At 59.6% G+C, this 19,131-nt stretch carries 13 protein-coding genes; 8 read left to right on the forward strand and 5 right to left on the reverse strand.

Annotated elements, in window-relative coordinates:
• Window positions 1-479: 479 nt before the first annotated feature.
• Window positions 480-1,157: a hypothetical protein gene (locus ABIQ96_RS07465; RefSeq protein WP_348213943.1), complete on the reverse strand. Its 678-nt coding sequence runs from the start codon at window positions 1,155-1,157 to the stop codon at window positions 480-482.
• Between the two features lie 27 nt (window positions 1,158-1,184).
• Window positions 1,185-2,936, reverse strand: coding sequence for a cation:proton antiporter (locus tag ABIQ96_RS07470; RefSeq protein ID WP_348213944.1), 1,752 nt, complete (start codon window positions 2,934-2,936; stop codon window positions 1,185-1,187).
• A 313-nt stretch (window positions 2,937-3,249) separates the two neighbouring features.
• Between ABIQ96_RS07470 and mprF the strand changes: the two genes are divergently transcribed.
• The 4 genes from mprF (at window position 3,250) to ABIQ96_RS07490 (ending at window position 13,923) form a co-directional block, all read left to right on the forward strand.
• Complete coding sequence (mprF, locus tag ABIQ96_RS07475) at window positions 3,250-5,859, forward strand: bifunctional lysylphosphatidylglycerol flippase/synthetase MprF (protein ID WP_348213945.1); 2,610 nt, start codon at window positions 3,250-3,252, stop codon at window positions 5,857-5,859.
• Window positions 5,856-6,677: a hypothetical protein gene (locus tag ABIQ96_RS07480; protein ID WP_348213946.1), complete on the forward strand. Its 822-nt coding sequence runs from the start codon at window positions 5,856-5,858 to the stop codon at window positions 6,675-6,677. The genes mprF and ABIQ96_RS07480 overlap by 4 nt, the downstream gene beginning before the upstream one ends.
• A gap of 128 nt (window positions 6,678-6,805) precedes the next feature.
• Window positions 6,806-10,876 carry a hypothetical protein gene (locus tag ABIQ96_RS07485; RefSeq protein WP_348213947.1) on the forward strand — a complete coding sequence of 1,357 codons (4,071 nt, stop codon included), beginning with the start codon at window positions 6,806-6,808 and terminating at the stop codon, window positions 10,874-10,876.
• Window positions 10,813-13,923, forward strand: coding sequence for a hypothetical protein (locus ABIQ96_RS07490; protein WP_348213948.1), 3,111 nt, complete (start codon window positions 10,813-10,815; stop codon window positions 13,921-13,923). The genes ABIQ96_RS07485 and ABIQ96_RS07490 overlap by 64 nt, the downstream gene beginning before the upstream one ends.
• A gap of 10 nt (window positions 13,924-13,933) precedes the next feature.
• On the opposite strand, the gene modB is transcribed toward ABIQ96_RS07490, so the two are convergent.
• The 3 genes from modB to ABIQ96_RS07505 are packed head-to-tail and all read right to left on the reverse strand — an operon-like array spanning window position 13,934 to window position 16,830.
• Window positions 13,934-14,605: a molybdate ABC transporter permease subunit gene (gene modB, locus ABIQ96_RS07495; protein ID WP_348213949.1), complete on the reverse strand. Its 672-nt coding sequence runs from the start codon at window positions 14,603-14,605 to the stop codon at window positions 13,934-13,936.
• Window positions 14,606-14,626: 21 nt separating this feature from the next.
• The gene (modA, locus tag ABIQ96_RS07500) at window positions 14,627-15,367 is read right to left on the reverse strand and encodes a molybdate ABC transporter substrate-binding protein (protein ID WP_348213950.1); all 741 of its coding nucleotides are present in this window, start codon (window positions 15,365-15,367) and stop codon (window positions 14,627-14,629) included.
• Window positions 15,368-15,420: 53 nt separating this feature from the next.
• Window positions 15,421-16,830 (reverse strand): alginate export family protein, encoded by a 1,410-nt coding sequence (locus tag ABIQ96_RS07505; RefSeq protein ID WP_348213951.1) that lies wholly within the window; start codon window positions 16,828-16,830, stop codon window positions 15,421-15,423.
• A gap of 84 nt (window positions 16,831-16,914) precedes the next feature.
• Here ABIQ96_RS07505 and ABIQ96_RS07510 point away from each other — a divergent pair, with 84 nt between their 5' ends.
• From ABIQ96_RS07510 to ABIQ96_RS07525, 4 genes are all read left to right on the forward strand, one after another.
• Window positions 16,915-17,508, forward strand: a complete 594-nt coding sequence (locus tag ABIQ96_RS07510) for a helix-turn-helix transcriptional regulator (protein WP_348213952.1) — start codon at window positions 16,915-16,917, stop codon at window positions 17,506-17,508.
• Between the two features lie 37 nt (window positions 17,509-17,545).
• The gene (locus ABIQ96_RS07515; protein WP_348213953.1) at window positions 17,546-17,866 is read left to right on the forward strand and encodes a hypothetical protein; all 321 of its coding nucleotides are present in this window, start codon (window positions 17,546-17,548) and stop codon (window positions 17,864-17,866) included.
• 93 nt (window positions 17,867-17,959) lie between these two features.
• Window positions 17,960-18,532, forward strand: a complete 573-nt coding sequence (locus ABIQ96_RS07520) for a hypothetical protein (protein ID WP_348213954.1) — start codon at window positions 17,960-17,962, stop codon at window positions 18,530-18,532.
• Complete coding sequence (locus tag ABIQ96_RS07525) at window positions 18,529-19,116, forward strand: DUF6036 family nucleotidyltransferase (protein ID WP_348213955.1); 588 nt, start codon at window positions 18,529-18,531, stop codon at window positions 19,114-19,116. Before ABIQ96_RS07520 ends, ABIQ96_RS07525 begins: the two co-directional genes overlap by 4 nt.
• The last annotated feature ends 15 nt before the right edge of the window (window positions 19,117-19,131 follow it).

Consider the following 19,131-nt stretch of genomic DNA (forward strand, 5'->3'; position numbering starts at 1 on the left):
GCCGAACTCTCCCTGCCTGCCAACCTAGCCGCCTGTGTCCTCCACCTTCAAACCCAGATCACCCAACATGCCGAATCCAACACCGCATGAAGAAAAAACTTGAATGACTACATGCCTGTTCATCTGCGGTTAAAAAAACTCTTTCCGTATTGGCGTCCGAAGGGTTTCAGATTTTTCAGACAGCCTCTCAGGCGTTCGAAATATGGGGTGCCGATCTTTGGTCTGTATGTGTTGGAGGGCGGAGCTCTTCAATCCACCGCTTGCGGCGGAACTTTGGACTGCGGTGAGCATCACCGCTTTGAGAGAGAGCGTTGATGTTCCATTGAGGTGCGTGCCTTGGAGTGAAAGGCGTGAATGCGGCTTTTTTTCTGGCGAGAAGGGGTGGCTGGAAAGCCGGCCTGCCTCCCAAAGCGGTGATGCTCTATCGTTTTCACCGCAGTCCAAAGTTTTCGCCTGCGGCGATATGTTAGGTGAATGCTTCACGGCCCGGCTGCCGTCTCCATCCCGCGGTAGCGCCACGGGGCGTAGCCGTGTTGGATGAGTTTCCCCACGCGCAGGCCGCAGGCGCTGACGCGCCAGACGGGCAGGGGACCGGCTTCGTAGGCGTCGAATTCCTCGCCGGAGATTTTCCATTTCACGAAGAGAACGACGTGTTTGTCATTGAGAACGATATCGCCGGGGCGCAGACGGCCCCAGGATTCCAGAGGAGTGCAGATCTGCGGGAGTTCCGCCGTGGAGTAGGGGCGGGGAAGGTTCCAACAGCGCGAGACAAAGCCGGAGCAGTCGATGCCGCAGGATTCCCGGCTGGTCCCGGCGTCGCCGAGTTTGCGCTTGGCTGCGTCGGCGATGTCGCCCGCTTTTTTTCCGGCGGCGATTTTCTCAAGGAACATTTCCGGCGTATCGAAACCGCCCCACTGATAGGGCATGCTTTTGGCGGCAACGCCAGGCTTCCACCAGCCACCGGGCGACTTGAGGCTCTGGTCCGGGGTTTGGACAAGGATGCCTTGCGAATCGACCCCATGTCTGACATTCCGCACGTCCGGCGTCCATTCGACCTGAGTGTAGCGGTAGGCGGTGGCGATGGCTTGATCCGGTGTGACCTTGGGGGCACAGGAGGGAATCAGGCAGCAGACGAGAAGCGGATAGAGAAATCTCATAACGGCGATATGATGGAAAGGGGAGAGCTAGATTTCCAGTGCCTGCGCATCGGGGTTGGAGAAATCCCTGCGGAAACGGTCGCGTTCGCGGTCGATCTGTTCGCGGTTGGCACCGAAAGCTTCGAGGATTTTTTCGGTAATGGAGAGCGCGACCTCGCCTTCGCCGGAGAAGACCGCGGTGGCACCGGCTTCCATCAGTTCCTCCGCCTCGCGCAGATAGGCGGTGCGGGCGATGACGCGGATGCCGGGATTGATGCGGCGGTTTTCCTGGATGATTTCCTTCCCTAACGGGATACTGGAAGAGCTGAGAATGAGGTTGTCAGCCTTTTTGATCCCGGCGGCTTTGAGGGTGTCCGGATGGCTGGCGTCGCCGAAAAACGCACTGATATTTTTCGCCCGCAACGCTTGAACGGTGTCGAGATTCATTTCGACGACCGATGGCGAGAAACCGTTGTCGCGCAGCAATCGGAAGACGGTTTTTCCCACGGGTCCGTAGCCGATGATGACCGCCCGCCGTCCATGGTCCGGTGGCGACTGGGATTTGTTTTCATCGGCGGTGAGCGGTTTGCGGTTGAGCAGATTCCACAGTGCGGGGCGGCGAGCGACCCAGCGCTCGATCACCGGCATCGCCCGATAGAGCAGCGGCGAAAAGGTGATGGAAACGATGGCGGTCGCGACCAGCGCATTGAACGCCTGATCAGAAATCAGCCCGTATTGGCTGCCCATGGTGCCGACGATGAATGAGAACTCGCCGATCTGAGACAGCACAGCGCCGACCGACAGCGCCGTGCCTAACGGATAGCGCAGCAGCAGCGTAATGACGACGGCGGAAAGCGGTTTCACGATCATCACGATGCCGATGGTGGCGAGGACCAGCCACGGCGTTTCCAACAGGCTGTGGAAATTGAAGAGCATGCCCACGGAAACGAAGAACAACACCGCGAAGGCGTCTTTCATCGGCAGTGCATCGGTCGCTGCGCGGGTGCTGAATTCCGATCGGCCCACCACCATTCCGGCGAGGAAAGCACCGAGTTCCATCGAGACGCCGAACAATTTCGCCGCGCCGATCGCGATGCCAAGAGCCACCACCAGCACGCTCAGAGTGAACAATTCCCGCGAGTGAGTGCGGGCGACCAGTGTGAGAATCCACGGGATCACCCGGCCGCCGACGAGAAAGGTGAACGCCACCAGCGCACCGATTTTCACCGTCGTCCACAGCAGCGCCAAGGCGATCGCCGCTCCGCCGACCGACTCACCGCCGCCGCTGAAAATCGCCGGAATGAGCACTAGCACGAAGACAGTTAGAATGTCCTCCACCACCAGCCAGCCGATGGCGATGTGTCCCGTAGGCGTGTGCAGGTGGTGGTTGTCAGCGAGGATTCGCGTCAGGACCACGGTGCTCGCCACGGCGATTGCCATGCCGAAGACCGCGCCATCCGCCCAGCCCCAGCCGAAGCCGCGCAGGATCAGCATGCTGGCCACGGTGGCGATCACGCTCTGGCCGAGCGCACCGGGGATGGCGATCCGTTTCACCGCCAGCAGTTCCTTGAAATGAAAGTGCAGACCGACGCCGAACATCAGCAGGATCACCCCGATCTCCGCCATCTGCTTGGCGAGTCCCTCGTCCGCCACGAAGCCCGGCGTGTTCGCGCTGACCACGATCCCGGCGAACAAATACCCCACGATCGGCGAGAGTCCGATCCGCAGCGTGAGGTAACCGAAAACGAGCGCCGCCGTGAGGCCGCCAGTGAGGGTGAGGATGAGATCGAGATGATGCATGCCGGAAAATGAAAACGCCGCCACAGGCTAGCGGGATTGCGGAGCTTGTCGTTCTTTTTTCCCGACATCGGGGTTTTTCAAAGCCCATTCATTCCGGACACCGCGGCTGGAGTGTGCATGTCACGCCGATGCACAGGAAGCAGATGGGATTATTGAGCCAAGATGGCGAAATAACCGATTGTTTTTCAATGTGCTGTGAACTTTTTCAAGTTTTCGGAAGAATTTGCCCGTCGGTGTCGTTTCACTGATGATAAACAAGGGTTGAGTTCGGAGTGAAAGCCGCTCAAACCTGCGCGCGGTCCTCCGCATTGGCATGGATCTTCCGATCAAATTTGAGAGAGTCAAAGGGCTGTTGGCCGCTGTCGCCCCATTCGCATGGTTGGCGCTGTTGGCGTTTGCGGTGTGGTCGTTAGGCAAGGAATGGGGCGGTTTCCACTTGGACGAGTTGGACGACGCCTTGCGCCGGATCGGCGTCTGGCATTTGAGCATCGCTTTGCTGCTGACAGCGGCGAGTCTGTTATGCAATGCCTCGCTGGATCTGGTGGCTTTGCGGTGGTTAGGGAAATCCCTGCCTACCGGTGGGGTGCTTGGGACGGCGCTGATCGCCGGTTCGTTCAGCATGAACGGTGGCGGCACCATCCTCGGTGGCGGCGCGATCCGACTGCGGTTTTACGGTCAGTATGGCCTCGGCGGTTCGGAAATCGCGAGGATCACCGGATTTCTAATGGTCGCCGGTTGGCTGGGCCATGCTTTTCTGGCGGGGATCATGATGTGCTGGTCGCCGCCGGTGCTCGATTGGCTGCCGGCGACGATGGGGCGAGGGATCGGTGTTGCGTTGTTAATGACCTGCCTCGCGATTTGCGTGCTTTCGGCCGTCGGCTTCCGCGGCAGGCCGGTGCGGTTCCTGCCGCCGTGGAAGGTGATGCTGGCGGCGATGATCGTCTCGGGTTTCGATTGGTTGTTCGCCGGGCTGGCGCTGCGGGTTTTCCTACCGGCTGAAATTCCGACGCCTGCCTTCCTTGCCGCCACCGCCGTAGGGCAGGCGATCGGAGCTGCCAGCCATGTTCCCGGCGGCATCGGCGTGATGGAGCTTTTCATCACGAAATTCACCAACGGCATGGTGGCCTCGCCGGTCATCGTCGGCGCGCTGCTGACGTATCGGCTCACCTATTATCTCATCCCATTCGTCATCGCCGTTGCGGCTGTTAGCTTCCGGGAAATCTGGAGCAGGCGGCATTGGGCGAAGAAAACGATGGATGGCACGGGCAAGGCTTGGTCCGCCATCGCTCCGCGGCTCGCCGGGATGAGCGCGCTGGCCGGTGGTTTCGTCCTGATGCTGTCCGCCAACACGCCGATGGATGCGAGCCGCAAGCTGGTGTTGGAGAAATTCATTCCGCTGCCCTTTGTCGAGGCGTCGCATTTTCTATCAAGCATTGCGGGGACGGTAATGATCATCGTCGCCAGCGGCCTGTTGCGGCGGGTGCAGGCGGCATGGTGGATCGCCGTGGCGATGGCCAGCGGCGGCATTCTTTTCTCGTTGCTCAAGGGCTTCGATTGGGAGGAGTCGATCGTTCTGTTTGTTTTCCTTGGAGCGTTGCTGCCGTTTCGCTCGAAGTTTCATCGCCACGCCGGGATCTGGACGCGTCGTTTTTCGCTGCAATGGTGGGGACTCATTCTATCAATCGTCGGCCTTGCGATCTGGTTCGGGTTTTATACGAGCCGCCACATCGGATATGAGAACGAGCTTTGGTGGCAGTATTCCTTCGATAACGACGCCGCCCGTTTGCTGCGCGGGATGGCGGGCAGCGCGATGATCCTCATCACCGTGGCGCTGATCCAGTGGTTCCGGCCCGCGCCGCCACGAGCACGCGGACCGCAGCCTCCGATGGAAATGATCTCGGAAATGGTTTCGCGGACGGCCCGGTGCAGCAGCGCGCTCGCCCTGGTGGGCGACAAGGAATTTCTTCTCAACTACGAGCAAAGCGCATTCCTGATGTATGGAGACCAGGGCCGCACCCGCGTCGCCATGGCGGATCCCGTCGGCGACGAGGAAAAATTCGAGGGACTTTACTGGCGTTTCATGGAGCAGGCGCACGACGACGGCATGCGGGTCGCGTTCTATCAGGTGGGAGCCTCGATGATGCCGGTCTGCGTGGAAATGGGCCTACGGATTTACAAGCTGGGGGAGGAGGCGATGATCCCGTTGGACACGTTCGATCTCGCGTCGTCCGAGTTGAAGAAATTCCGCAAGGTCATGAACCGCATGGAGCGCGAAGGCTGGATTTTCGAAATCTGGCAGCCGGACGTCGTCGCCGCGCGCCTTGATGAACTTCGCTCCGTTTCGGATGCATGGCTCGCCCATCACCAAGCCAAGGAAAAGGGCTTCTCACTCGGCCGCTTCACCGACGACTACGTCCGTCAGCTTCCCGTCGCGGTGATTCTGGTGCAGGGAAAGGTCATCGCCTTCGGCAATATCTGGCCCGGCAATGGCAAGGACGAGCTCTCCACCGATCTGATGCGCCACGTTCCCGACGCGCCTAACGGAGTGATGGATTGTCTTTTCGTGAGCATGATGCTGTGGGGGAAAGAGCAGGGCTACCGCTGGTTCGACCTCGGCATGGCCCCGCTCTCCGGACTCGCGGGCAACCAGTTCGCCCCGTTGTGGAGCCGCATCGGTGGATTGATCTACGACAAGGGCGAGGCGTTCTACAATTTCAACGGCCTCCGCGCCTGGAAGAGCAAATTCCAACCCGTCTGGCATCCCCGCTACCTGGCGATTTCCAAGGCATGGGACCTGCCCGCGGCGATTCTCGACATTACCACGCTGATCGGCAAACCTTCGATCCGGAAACGAAAGGACGGTTCGTCGCCGACCAAGGAAACGTTGCCCGATGACCGACTGATCACTCCCGATCCATCATGATACCGAAGTCCGGAACCCTCCTTCGCCGCGTTCTAACGGTGATCCAGATCCTCCTGTTGATTCCCATCGCCTGGTTTCTCTATCACCTCTTCCTGCCGCGTCTCTACACCAGCAAGAAGGCGGAGGTCATTCCGGTAACGCTTTCCAGCGGGAAATTCGAGACACTCTATTACGCCGCGGAGCATCCGAAGGGCATACTCATCGTCGCCACCGGCGATGGCGGATGGTCGGGACAGTGGGAGGAACCCGTCGCTCTCCACGCCGTCGCCGCCGGTTACGCGGTCGGTGGTTGGGATTGCCGGAGATTCGCCAATTCCCGCACGTTCGATCACGCGAAACTGGTGGAAGCCTTCAATGCCGCCGTTGCCTCCGTTAGGAAACGCGCCAAGCTTGCCGACGAGATTCCCGTCTGGTTCACCGGCTGGTCCACCGGGGCCGAATGGGCGATCAACGCGGCCGCCAGTCCGGACCGCGAGAAGCACCTCGTCGGCATCCTCGCCGTTTCTCCCGGCGACCGCAGCCGCTATGGGATCAGCCAGAGTGATCTGTTGGGCCTCGATCCCAAAGGCCCCGACACCTACGCTCTCGCCGATCTGGCACCCGCACTCCACGGCGTCCGCATCGTCCAGTTCGCCGGGCAGCTCGACATGCTCGATGATACCGATTGGCTCAAATCCCTGCATGCCGCCACTCCCAACAAACTCGTCGTCATCCCGGATGCCACCCACGACATGAACGGGGCCGGGGATCGCTTTCTCAGCGAGTTCGACATGGCCGTCCAGTGGATGATCGACGCGCCGATTCCCGCCGGAAATTAGGGCGAGGGATCGTTTTCGAGAGTGCGTGTCCGGAGAATTTGTTGTAAACCGGGGATTCCGGGGCAACATGTGAAGAGGTAACCCATCCGCCTGTTCCGCTATCGGACCGTCCGCGGCCTCTCCGACTCATGAAATCCATTTCGCGACGTATACTTGCAGCTTTCCTTCTTCTCGCCGGTCTGGCTCGCGGGGAAACGGTGCTGCAGTATTTCAATACCAGTTGGGCGGAAATTTCCCGCAGGATACCGGAAGTCGCGGAGGCGGGCTATGATTCGTTGTGGCTGCCAAATCCCTGCAAAGGCGCGTCCGGTGCCTATTCCGTGGGCTACGATCCGGTGGACCGTTTCGACCTCGGCGACAAAGACCAGTCCGGCTCAGTCGCCACCCGCTACGGGACCAAGGCGGAACTGCTGCGTCTTGTGGAAATGGCGCACCGTTTCGGCATTCGTGTTTATTTCGACAACGTCATGGCCCACAGCGCGGGGCCGTTGGATCCGGTGCCGGCAGGCACGCTGCTTCCCGGTATCCCCGGATTCGTCCCGGAGGATTTTCATCTGGTCAGCAAGACCGGCGGCGGTTGGAGGAAACCGAGCGACAGCGTGGACTACAACGACGAGTGGCAGGTGCTGAACCGGAATCCGTTCGCATGGGACATCGCGCAGGAATCTCCTAACACCAGCTTCGATCCGATCGGACAAACCGAGAACGCCGACTATCCGAAATGGGTCGGAATCCGGCATCCGGGAAAAACGTCGCTCTATCCGGACAACGATCTCGCCGGAGTGACGGATGCCAATGGCGAGATCATCCATCCTTTCGCCGACAAGGAACCCTATCAGGACACCGGCACCGTCGCGCATCCCGAGTGGGCGGGAAACGGGAAATTCGATTTCACGGACACCAACAGCAATGGTCAACATGACACGGGCGAGCCCTCGGAACCTTTCACCGACACCGGAGTGGATGCGTCTAATCCCGCCCGGCAGACGGCGGCCTGGGGTTTCGGCGACGGGATCCGCAACATGGGTGATCCGGTCGAGGAAGATGTCAACGCGATGCTGATCCGCTCAATGCGTTGGACGATCGATCAGACGCACTGCGATGGTTTCCGGCTGGATGCGGTGAAGCATGTTCCCAGTTATTTTTTCGGCCAGCAGAGCGGCACGAAGGATCCATCCAGCGCCGGCTATCTCGGCCGCGCCCAGGCCCAGTTCAACCTCACTCATGGTTACTCGGATTGGTCGAACCACCGTGACTCGAATTTCTCGACCAACGCCGTGCGCAACGACCTCGTTTTTTTCGGCGAGCATCTCGGCGCGCCGCCGAATCCCAACGATTATCTCGCCGCGGGGATGCGCATCGCCAATGATGATTTCGTGAACAACGTCGGTGGCTTCGCCGGCATCGGTTCCAGCATGGCCGGTCTGGACAACCCCGGGCAGTTCACCTTCGGCGTCGATGGCGGCATGATGTATTGCCTCAGCCACGATAACAACTACATGGCCGGGAGCGAGCGCGCGGCCGCCCATCAATACATGCTCACCCGCGCGGGCATGCCGATTGTTTACACCGACGGCTATAACATCTCCGGCGGTCCCGACTATTTCCCCAAGCCGGCCTACATTCCATTCCTAGGACAGTTCGGACAGAACTACATCACCGGCACGCTTCCCGTGCGGCGGGATTTCATTCGCGGCGATCAGGTGGCTCGTTGGTCCACCCAGAATTTCTGCGCTTGGGAAATGCGTGACTTCAGCGAGAACGCCGGCATGAGCGTGGGAGATGCGACTACGCTGCTGGTGATGCACGCCCGGAACTACACGTCCGGCCAGCAGATGCCATTCGGCACGGTGTTCGGTGCGGGCTCCCGTTTGAAAAATTATTCGCCATATAACGGATCGTTCTACGCGACGGTCGGCAATGACGGCCTGCTGCGCGGTGACGACAACTCCGTCGTCATTGTTCCAAGCGGTGGTTATTTCGCTTTCTCCTACGACACGCCGGGGCTTCCTAACATTTGGCAGGGCTCTCCGTCGGTCCGCGCCATTGACATTGCCGAGAACGGCGCGCCAGTTCCGACCATAGGCGTGCTCCGCAAGGACGGAGCGAACGGCGACCCCGGCTATGCCTACACCGCGCAGGTTCCTCTCGTTAGAAATCCCGCGAATCTCACCTTCACCGCCCGTGCGGACGGCTCCGCGGAAAACATCCTGATGGCGCTGGATGGGGGCATGGATCTCAACTCCCAGCTCGGCGCGGGATTCGCCGCGGGACGTGACAACCCACCGGGCACGGCCAGGGACACCTACCTCGGTTTCGAGCAAATGGAGTTCTCCCGCCGCGTGGCCGAGAAATTCGCCGCGCAGGATGTCGGCCGAAATGTCATCGGCTCACAGGGCTCCGAGACATGGAAGGCGACGATCGGCACCGGCTTCGACGTGGCGTCACCGGCGCTTGGTGCGGGCGTCAACACGAACACCTCCACCGCTGCCTACGTCTATCACAATCCCGCGTCCAACCGCGATGGGGCGACGACCACCGCGCAGTTCACCCCGCAACCCGCCGCCGCGGCAGGGCAGGCGATCACCGTGCGGGTGAAGACTGCCTATCAGTTTCAAGTAAACCAGACTTGGCTCTATTACACCACCGACGGCTCCGCTCCTGAAGGCTCCGCCGGAGTTCCTGCCGGAACAACGCAGGCAGTTTCAATGGCTTTCGAAAGCGCCGGTGCCGACGATTCGCCAACCCTGCATACGGATTGGTGGAAGGGCACTATTCCGCCGCTCGCTTCGGGCACCGTGCTGCGCTACAAGATCGGCTCGCTACACACGGTTTCCGCCAGCCGCTTCCCGTTTTCCGTAGCGGACGTGGAAGTGAAAAAGCGCATGGAGACGGTTTTTCAAATCACCAACTTCAATGCCGCCACCGCCACGGTGTTTCCTCACGACGATCTCGGTGAGCGTCGCACCGGACTGAGCGAGGGATTTCACGTTCTCCGCACACGCGCCTTCCTCAGCCGTGGTGGCAAGGCCGCGCTCTACAAGACGAACACGCAGACGTTCTATTACGATACCGTGGCTCCCACCGGGCAAATCGCTTTCCCGGCTGAGAACTCCACGCTCGGCGGCACCACCTACGGGTTTGTTGTTCTAACCGATGCAAGCGTCACGGATGTCCGTTTCAATATCCTCGATTCGAATTCCGGCAATGATTCTCCGGCCAATGGAAATGGCTCGGGAAATTGGGCGGTCGCTACTGAGGTCACGCCCGGCCAGCTTGGCAACAGCAGCTATCAGCGCGAGTGGCGTTTCGACTACAAGAACATCCCGACCACCGCTCCGCCCGCTACAGTTAGCGTCCGCCTGCGCGAGGCGTCGTCCTCGACCAATGACGCGCTGAGTGATGGCGCGGGCTGGTTCTCCACTCTGACCCGCCACGTCAACACGGGCTCGCCTTATCCGGTCAATTTCCGCATCCAGTTCCCGACGGCGGACGGCACGGTGGTCGGCACCAACTACACGGAAAAGGTCTATTTCGACAAGAGCCTCGGCTATAATACCAACACGCCTATCGATCCCGCGCAGATCATCGGCGAGTTCGGCATCACTCTGGACGGCATGTTGCTGCCACGTTCCGGCTACACCTTCATCCGGGATGAAACCGGCGGTGAGAGCGCCATCGCCTTCCACCTGCCGCCGTTCTACACGGGAAATCCCGACGACCTCCACGAGATCCGCGCCACCCACCAGCGCGGCGATGTCTCTCTAACCGACACCCGGCTGGTGAAGGCGTCTCCGGGAGCCATCCCTGACAGCGATGGCGACGGACTGCCAGACTACTGGGAAATCCGCAACCGGCTCGATCCTAACAATCCCGACGGCGAGGAAGGCGGTTCCGGCGACAAGGACGGCGACGGGGTTTCCAACCTTCTCGAATTCCTCGGTGACTACAATCCGGCCGATTCCAGCGACGGCACCCTGCTCCAGCCCATCATCTCACCCATCGGCGGAAGCTGGCGCCTCCAGTTCCCCGTTATTCCAAACCGTGTCTATCAAATTGAGACCAGCTCCAACCTCACCACCTGGAGCAACACCGGTTCCAATTTCAGTGTCGCCAGCGAAAATCCAACCTACCTATGGCTCGATCCCACACCTACCGTCGCCCCGCGTTTCTATCGGGTGAAACTCAGCTTGCCGTAGCTGCCCGGGCGCTGATGGTGATGCTCGCCCTCAGCGTTTCCGCTGCGGCTGCGAATCTCAAGATCAGCGCGAATTCCGCTACCCGGCAGGTTGCGACGGAGGTGGATGGGAATTACTCGACAACGCATTTGTACGTCAACGAGGTGGCGGGTGATTCCATCCCCATCACGGTTTTTTTTGATCCGCAGATGCTGGGAGTCGAAAGCGCCGAGGTTTTCACCAACCTCAATCGGCGTGATCGCGCGCAGTTGGACGCGAACGGAGATGGTGTTGAGGACGGTATCAAAACTCCACCCGGCAACGCCATTCCGGCCGGCAACGATGCGAACTATTACAAGGCCTACACGATGAGTCTGGTTTCAGGCGGCTATCAGCTCACGCTGCCCGCGATGAAAACCGGTGCCTATCGACTCACCGCACGCTGGCGATTGACTACTGACGCACCTGGAACCTACCGCTATTATACCGATCCCTTCGGCGATTTGTGTTTCCGGGCGCACGCTCTCGTTGTCTCGCCGAAGCCGGCTCGGGATATCCAGCTTTATGAGGTCAACCCGCTCACGATTACGGCGACGGGAACACTCCCATCGCAGCGCGGCACTTTTGCCGATCTTGCAAACGGCGTGGGCGGCGGGCCACGTTTCAATCTACAATACGTCAAGGATCTCGGTGCCAACATGCTGTGGTTCCAGCCGATCCATCCCAACGGCATCGACGGCCGCCAGATTGATCCGGCCACCTCACAGCCGTTCGAAGTCGGCAGCCCGTATGCGGTGAAGAACTTTTTCGAAGTCATGCCGCTGATGGCGAAGTCGTTCAATCCCGGCGGCACCCCGTCCTCTAACGATACTCTGGCTGGACGCACGCAGGCGATGACCGAGTTTCAGGGATTCGCCACCGCTGCCGATTCCGCGAATGTGGGAATCATGCTCGACGCGCCGTTCAACCACACCAGTTATGACTCGGAACTCGCCGCCATCGGGCAGACCTTCTTCGGCAACGGGGGGACGAATGCGAATACCGAAATCCGCAATGCGGAGGCGCGTTTCTTCGCAAGGACGGATGCCTACGACATGCGGGCATCGGGCGCGGGAAATATCGCATTGGCGCCGGACCGGACGGACTTCGGAAAATTCGCGGATACTTTCGAGGTCTACTATGGCCGCTATGCCGCGCTGGTTTCCGGTTCGACGGGTGGTTTTCAGAACGAGGGGGATTGGTTTGATTATTCGATCGGCAGCGAAGGTTCGGCGGGCGATGCCAACGGCCACTTCGACGCGATCACCCAGAATGCCTGGCGTTACTTTGCTGAATACACGCTCTTCTGGCTGACCCAGACTGGCTACCCGGCGAATGTAAGCGGCGCGTCCCTGAACTCTAACGTCGGGATCGATTCGCTCCGCGCGGACTTCGGCCAAGGGCTGCCGCCGCAGTGCTGGGAATACATCATCAACAAGACCCGCACGCGGAAATGGAATTTCATCTTCATGGCGGAAAGCCTCGATGGCGGTGCCGTGACTTTTCGCTCCGCGCGGCATTTCGATATTCTGAATGAGAACATCGTCTTCCCGCTGCATGCCGCGCAGAACACGACCGACTTCCGGAACATCTATGAAAGCCGCCGGAGTTCCTACGGGCAGGCGCTGGTCCTGCTGAACACGAGCTCGCACGATGAGGATCACTATCAGGATCCTTGGCACGCTTTGATCCGCTATGCTGCTAACAGCAGTGTGGACGGCGTGCCGCTGGTTTTCCCCGGGCAGGAACTCGGCCTCAGTGGCGCGGTGGTTCCGCCGGGTGACACGCAGTCCGGAATCACGCCGTTCGGCTATGACCGTTATGAAACGAACTTCGGGAAGCCGATTCCGCATTTCAAAAAGTTCAACTCGCTGATGCCGCTTTGGCTGAAGACACAGGTCGGCGACCCGACATTCAACTATGGTGTTGCGCAGCTCGCGAAGGTCTATCAGGGAATCGGGCAGGCCCGGAAATTCTCCCCGGCGCTGCGGAGTTCCAACCGTTATTTCCTGAATTTGAACGACAACTCGCCGCACGGTCAGATTTTATCGGTCGCCAAATTCGAGAATCGCAACTCCGCTCCCAACTTGTCCGACGTGGTGCTCGCGTTCGTGAACTTGGACCGCAACGCCACTCCGGCCACCATGGGAACCAATAAGTTCAATGTGAATATCGACACGGATGCGAATGGCGTGAATGACTTCGGCATCAAGCCGGCCCGCCAGTATAATGTGAAAAACATCGCTGCCTATCTCGGCACCGATCCTAACCGGCGGAACACCTTCCTCATTCCCGGCGGCATCTCCGGCAGCGATCTGATTTCGCAAGGACTTTACGTCGCGATGAACAAAGTGCCGGTAACCGATGGCGATTGGTCCACCGCACCCTACGAAGCCCAATATCTGAAACTCTACGACGTCACGCCACCGCCCGCGGCTAACACACCGGCAGCGGATCTCGCCTTGTTCGGGACCGTCATCGGAAATCAAGTCACCTTTACGTGGACGGCCGCGAATGATCCCGAAGGCGGGATTTCCGGCTATCACGTACAAATCGGGACCACTCCCGGAGGATCGGATCTGCTCGACGCATCGCCTACGTCCACCAGCCAATCCGTCACCGTGTCTTACGGCACCACGCTCTACGCCCGCGTCCAACAGATCAATAACGCCGGTATCTCCGGGCCTTACAGCAGTGCCTCGGCTGCTGTTCTCGTCCTCGATCCCGTCGCAGACACCGACGGCGACGGCCAGTTAAACGCCTCCGAACAAACCGCCGGCACGAACCCTCTTTCCGCGGCTTCGGTTCTGAAAGCCACCGCCGTCGGGAGATCCGGAAACGACGTGACCGTTACGGTCGCCACGGTCTCCGGCAAAAACTATCAGCTCGAAACCAGCACGACGCTTGCCCCGCTTTCCTGGAGCAACGTCGGAATCCCCGTCAACGCCACGGGGCCATCCACCCTTTTCACCCACACCAACGGGGCGGGGGATGGCAGGCGGTTCTATCGGGCAAGGGTGGTGCCATAAGGGGCGGCCTTCAGGAATTCCGCCGCTTTTTCTGCAAGCGCTCGCTGAGCCAGAGGACGATGAAGGCGATGGAGACGGAGACGGCGGCGAGTTTCCAGACGGTTTCGTCCTGGCCGAGCTGGACGTGCTGATAGATGGCGACCGAGAGGGTGGTGGTTTTACCTGGGATGTTTCCGGCGACCATGATGGTGGCGCCGAACTCGCCGAGGGCGCGGGCGAAGGCGAGCAGCAGTCCGGCGATGATGCCGCGGCGGGCGAGGGGCAGGGTGATGAAGAAGAACACGCGCCACTCGGGCGCGCCGAGCGTGCGGGCCATTTGTTCGAGCTCCGGGCTGACCTCCTCGATGGCGGCACGGGCATTTCTAACGAGCAATGGCAGTGACATGACCGCCAGCGCGAGGACAACGGCTTTCCACGTGAAAACGACATCGGTTTGGAATGTTTGGTCGAGCCACGAGCCGAGCGGCCCACGCCGGCCGAAGATGCGGAGCAGGACGAGCCCGGTGACGACCGGCGGCACGACCAGCGGCATGGCGACGAGCGTCTCCACGAAGGATTTCCCCCACCAGTCCTTGCGGGCGAGCAACCAGCCGAGCGCGAGGCCGGGCGGCAGGATGAGCAGCGTGCCGAGGACAGCCATCGCCACTGAGAAGGCGATGATCTGGTATTCTTCGGCGCTCATGGTCGGCGCAACGATGGCGGCTCAGTCGATGACGGCAAAGCCGAACTTCGCGAATGTTTCATCCGCCTGCTTGTCGGCAAGATAGGCGAGGAACTTGCGCGCTGCTTCCATGTTGCGGGAGTCTTTGATGATCGCGGCCGGATAGGTGATTTTCGGACCGTCGGCAGCAGGGACTTCCAAGGCAATCCATACCTTCTTTGAAATCGCGGCGTCGGTCTTGTAAACGATACCGGCTTCCGCATTTCCGGATTCAACGACAGCCATCGCGGCGCGGACGTTTTCCGCCGGAACGACTTTCGATTCGAGCGCCGCCCAGAGTCCGGCCTTTTCCAGCCAGGCTTTCGCGTAGATTCCAGCGGGCACCGCCTTGGGATCGCCTAAGGAAAGGTGCTTGATAGCGGCGTTCTGCAGATCTGCGGGAGCGGAAACTTTAAGTCCGTTTTCCGCTGTGATGACGACGAGCGAATTCCCCAGCAGATCCTTGCGGGTGTCCTTGGCGATGAGATCGGCCTTTTCCAACGCGTCCATCTTCGCCTCGTCGGCGGAGAAGAAGATGTCGGCGGGCGCTCCGGCCTGGATCTGTTGGGCGAGGGTATTGGATGCGGCGAAATTAAAGACCACCTTGTCGCCGCCGGACTTTTCGTAAGCGGTGGCGACTTCCTTGAGCGCGTCGGTCAGGCTGGCGGCGGCGAAGACGGTGACCTCGGCGGCGATGAGTTGTCCTGCTGCAAGCAGGGAGAGGAACAGTGCGAATGATTTCATAGAACGGGGGAAGAAAAATCTATCGAGCGGAGAATCAACGAGGGGATGATTGATTAGAAAGTGAGGATGAGCTGGGTGTAAAACCAATCCGCGTCGGTCGCGGCGGAGCCGACGGATTGATCGATGTAGTCGCTGGTGAAGAAGTGGCCGTAGCCGATCTGATAGTTGGCCCACTTGTTGATGCCGTAGTTCGCGTAGAGATCGATCTCGGAGCCGACGAACGAGTTGTTTCCGGGATTGATACCGTAGCCGTTGCCGCTGCGGCCGCTGCCGGATTCCGGATAGAAAAGGTCGTTGGTGTCGTCCAGGATGAAGAAGAGGTAGTCGGCGCCGAGCGTGAGTCCTTTGACGGGCTTGATGGTGAATTCCAGTTTCGGGATGTGCATGTTCCGCGCGCCGACCAGATCCATCAGGCCGTAGGGCCGGTGCTGGGTGCCGAAGAGGTTTTCGAAGGTCTCGACCTTGCCGTCATTGGGATTGCTGTCGCCGGATCCGTGTTCGTAGCCGACGCCGAGCCGTGGCGTGCCGCAGGAACTTTTCCATGTGTAACCTGCATCGAGGAAGACGCCGTAGGATTGTTGGTCGAGGCGGTCGAGCTGGGTCTTGTTATAAACACTGCCGAACTGATAGTCGAGTTCCATGCTGTAGTCCCATCCGCCGAAGGCCTCGGGATCGGACTTCCACAGCGTGCCGAGGGTGTAGATGTCGCGCTGGGTGGATGGTGAACCGGGGACACCGGTGGAAATGGCGTTAGGTGCCTGCGGCCGGCTGTTGCGCGCGAGGAAGTAGGCCTGCGTTTCCTGCCAGGGCATCAGCTTCTTGGTAGAGGCGTAGATGCCGGAGAAATAGTCGTAGTCGTTGTCGACGTTGAAATTTCCGTCATCGACGAGGACGACCTTGCTGGTGAACGCATCGACCCAACCGAAGGAATTTTCGAGGCGGAGCTTGATCGCGTCGAACGAGCGACCGGTGTTGCTCCAGTCCCCTTTGCCGATGAGACGCTGGTCGCCGTAGGCCATTTCCTGCCGGCCGATCTGGGCGGTCAGGGGAAACTCCTTGGCGTTGCCGAAGATCATATAGGCTTGGAAGAGATCGAGGGAATCCTCGGCGCTCGGGTCGTCATTGGCCGAAGCGTCGCGACCTTCGACGAAGGCACTGACCCAAGGCGACGCCTTGTAGCCGAGGTGGATCTTTTCCCGGAGATAAGTCGCTTCCCTGCTCACGGCGGTGCCGGAAATGAAATCAGTGTTGGCCACCACGCCGGCGTCTTCCTTGTCTTCATAACGGCCGCGGATTTCCGCGCCGATGTCCCACGGCTGGCTTTCCGGGTATTTGGCGTGCAGCCATTCGTCGAGGAGCGGTGTTTCTTTTTCCGCAGCCTGGCTGAGGAATGGAGCGAGGACCATAGCGGCAACGACGTCGGTGAGGAGTGAGTGGTTGCGTGTTGTCGGAAGCGTGGACATAGCTGGTGAAGACGATCTGAATGACAAACTGCGGTGTCGGCAAGCCGATTGAACCCGGCGGAGATTCAACCGATTCATGCGCCGATGTCCGCCCGCGCATGGGTGATTTTTTTCGTAGGTGGTTCCGCTGCGATGCGCTACATCCCGGGCATGGATGAACTGACACGCGATCACGGACCGCAGCCGCTCGACGGCTTGATGGACCGCTGGAAGATTACCAATCATGAATTGGTGGAAGTTTCCGAGGAACAACTGAACCACAAGCAGGTGCAGAAGGCACGGAAAGGCCGGCAACTCACGCTGCACCTGATGCAGAAACTGATGCGGGCGCTCAATGCGACCGTTCTGGTGAAGCTGGCGAAGGAGGACGGGGAAAAATTCAGCCCCTATCTGCACAAGCATCTTCACAGCTACTTTTTACAATTCAATCTTCGTTGCTTTCGGAAGGATCGAGACGGATGGGGGACGGCGAGTTCCGTGCTCGGTGACCGCATTCGGGCCGCGAGGAAGAAGCTCGGACTTACCCAGGGCCAGTTGGCAAAGCGCGTCGGAGTCACGAAAGGCACGCTGTTCACGTGGGAGGCCAACTCCCATCAGCCTTCCGGCAGCCCGTTGCAGAAACTGGCCAATCTTTTTGGGGCAGAGTGGCTCGGGCACGATCAGCGGAGGAATGCTTGATCTCGCAGGGCCACCGAACGATAAACACCGCAACACGATGAGCGAAGAAGAACGAGAATTTGGTCCCCAGCCTCTGATAGCCATGATGGAAATGTGGGGCCTCGAAAGCCACGATTTGGTCGATGCGTCAGACGAGCAGCTCACTTACAAGCAGGTCCAGAGAGCCAAGTCAGGGCGGAAGCTCACGCTCAAGATGATGATGAAGGTTGCTCGCACGCTCAATCTAGCGATCTGGAAGAGGCTTGATGCGGCGCAACGAGAGCAATTCGTCGAATACCTCCACAAAGACGTGTTTTCCTATTCCAAGGGGTTCAATCCGGACAAAGAAGATCCCAATCATGGGCTCGTTGTAAAATAGTCCTGTGTATTCGGTCGTGGGGCGACGACTGGTCATTCAGCGGGCTGTGGAGAGTGGGATTGCAATCGATTGGAACGTTGCTAGCCTCAAGCCATGGAATCCTTAACGTTGGCTCGACGGCTGGGCACGACAGCGCACCTCTCGGCGTTGTTGATGAAGGCCCGACGTTTGGGACTGGCGAGTCCCATGGATCTCGAGCGGCTGGCGGTGTCCCGGGGACTGCGCTACTACGACAGTCACGGGGATTCATTGAAAGAGATGAGAAGAACTCCGGCTGTCTCGGATAGCGGGAGCGAGAGAGGATTGACGAACGAAGAGTTGGCGGTCGCGTTACTTTCTCCGTCGGCTCTCTATTCACAGCAGAGGCTGAGAATGGGGGCTGCGATGTTGGCTGCGGAAGGAAATCGTCCGGAATCCATCGCAAATCTGGCACTTCGGGAGCGTTGCGAGACGGTAGTGAGGCACATTGCTTTGTGCGGTCATGAGGTGGAGCCACAAAACCCATTCTGGGACAAATTGCTCGGGTTGCTTCCGGCAAGCGATTGGGTGCCGCAACCTGACGCTTTGCCTCATCCCACTCGCTTCGTGGCGATGACCGGCATCACCCGGAACGGGGTTGGGAATCTCAAACAGTGGATCAGGCCGCGTGCGCCGCTTTCTTCATGAGAGCCTCGCAGGACAATCCGACCGAGGTTCTTCTCGCTCTTGATCGCGAATTGGATCACGAGGTGAGTCTGGTTCTTTATGGGCGTGCGGCGTTGTGTTTGGGATTTGCGGATGCACCAGCAGAATTCGGCACGACCCAGGATGTGGATGGCATCATTCGTCTATCTCAACTTCCCGTACTGATGGAGGATAGTGGATTTTGGGAAGCTCAAGAGCGCGCTAACCGCATTTTGGAACCCAGGGGGCTTTATATCACTCATCTTTTTAGTGAGGATCAGGTTTTTCTTCGCCCCCAGTGGGAAGAACATCTGGTTCCCGTCCTACAGCCGGAAACCCGTTGGCTTCGTCTCTTCAGACCTCACGCGGTGGACCTGATTCTGACCAAAATGATGAGGGGCAACGATCCTCAAGACATGGAGGACGTGGCGTTTCTGGTGACAAAAAGTGGGGTGACGTTGGCAGAAATGGAAGTCGCCTTTCAAGAGGTAAGGATGCCAGACCTGCATGAACTCCGGGATGCCTTCGAAAGAGCTCTGCCTCGAGTAAGGGAAATTCTGGATCGGAACGGCTTGATAGGTTCCTAACATTCGTCGAGTGAG

Origin of the sequence: Luteolibacter sp., assembly GCF_039920825.1 — a bacterium.
Taxonomy (GTDB): Bacteria; Verrucomicrobiota; Verrucomicrobiia; order Verrucomicrobiales; family Akkermansiaceae; genus Luteolibacter.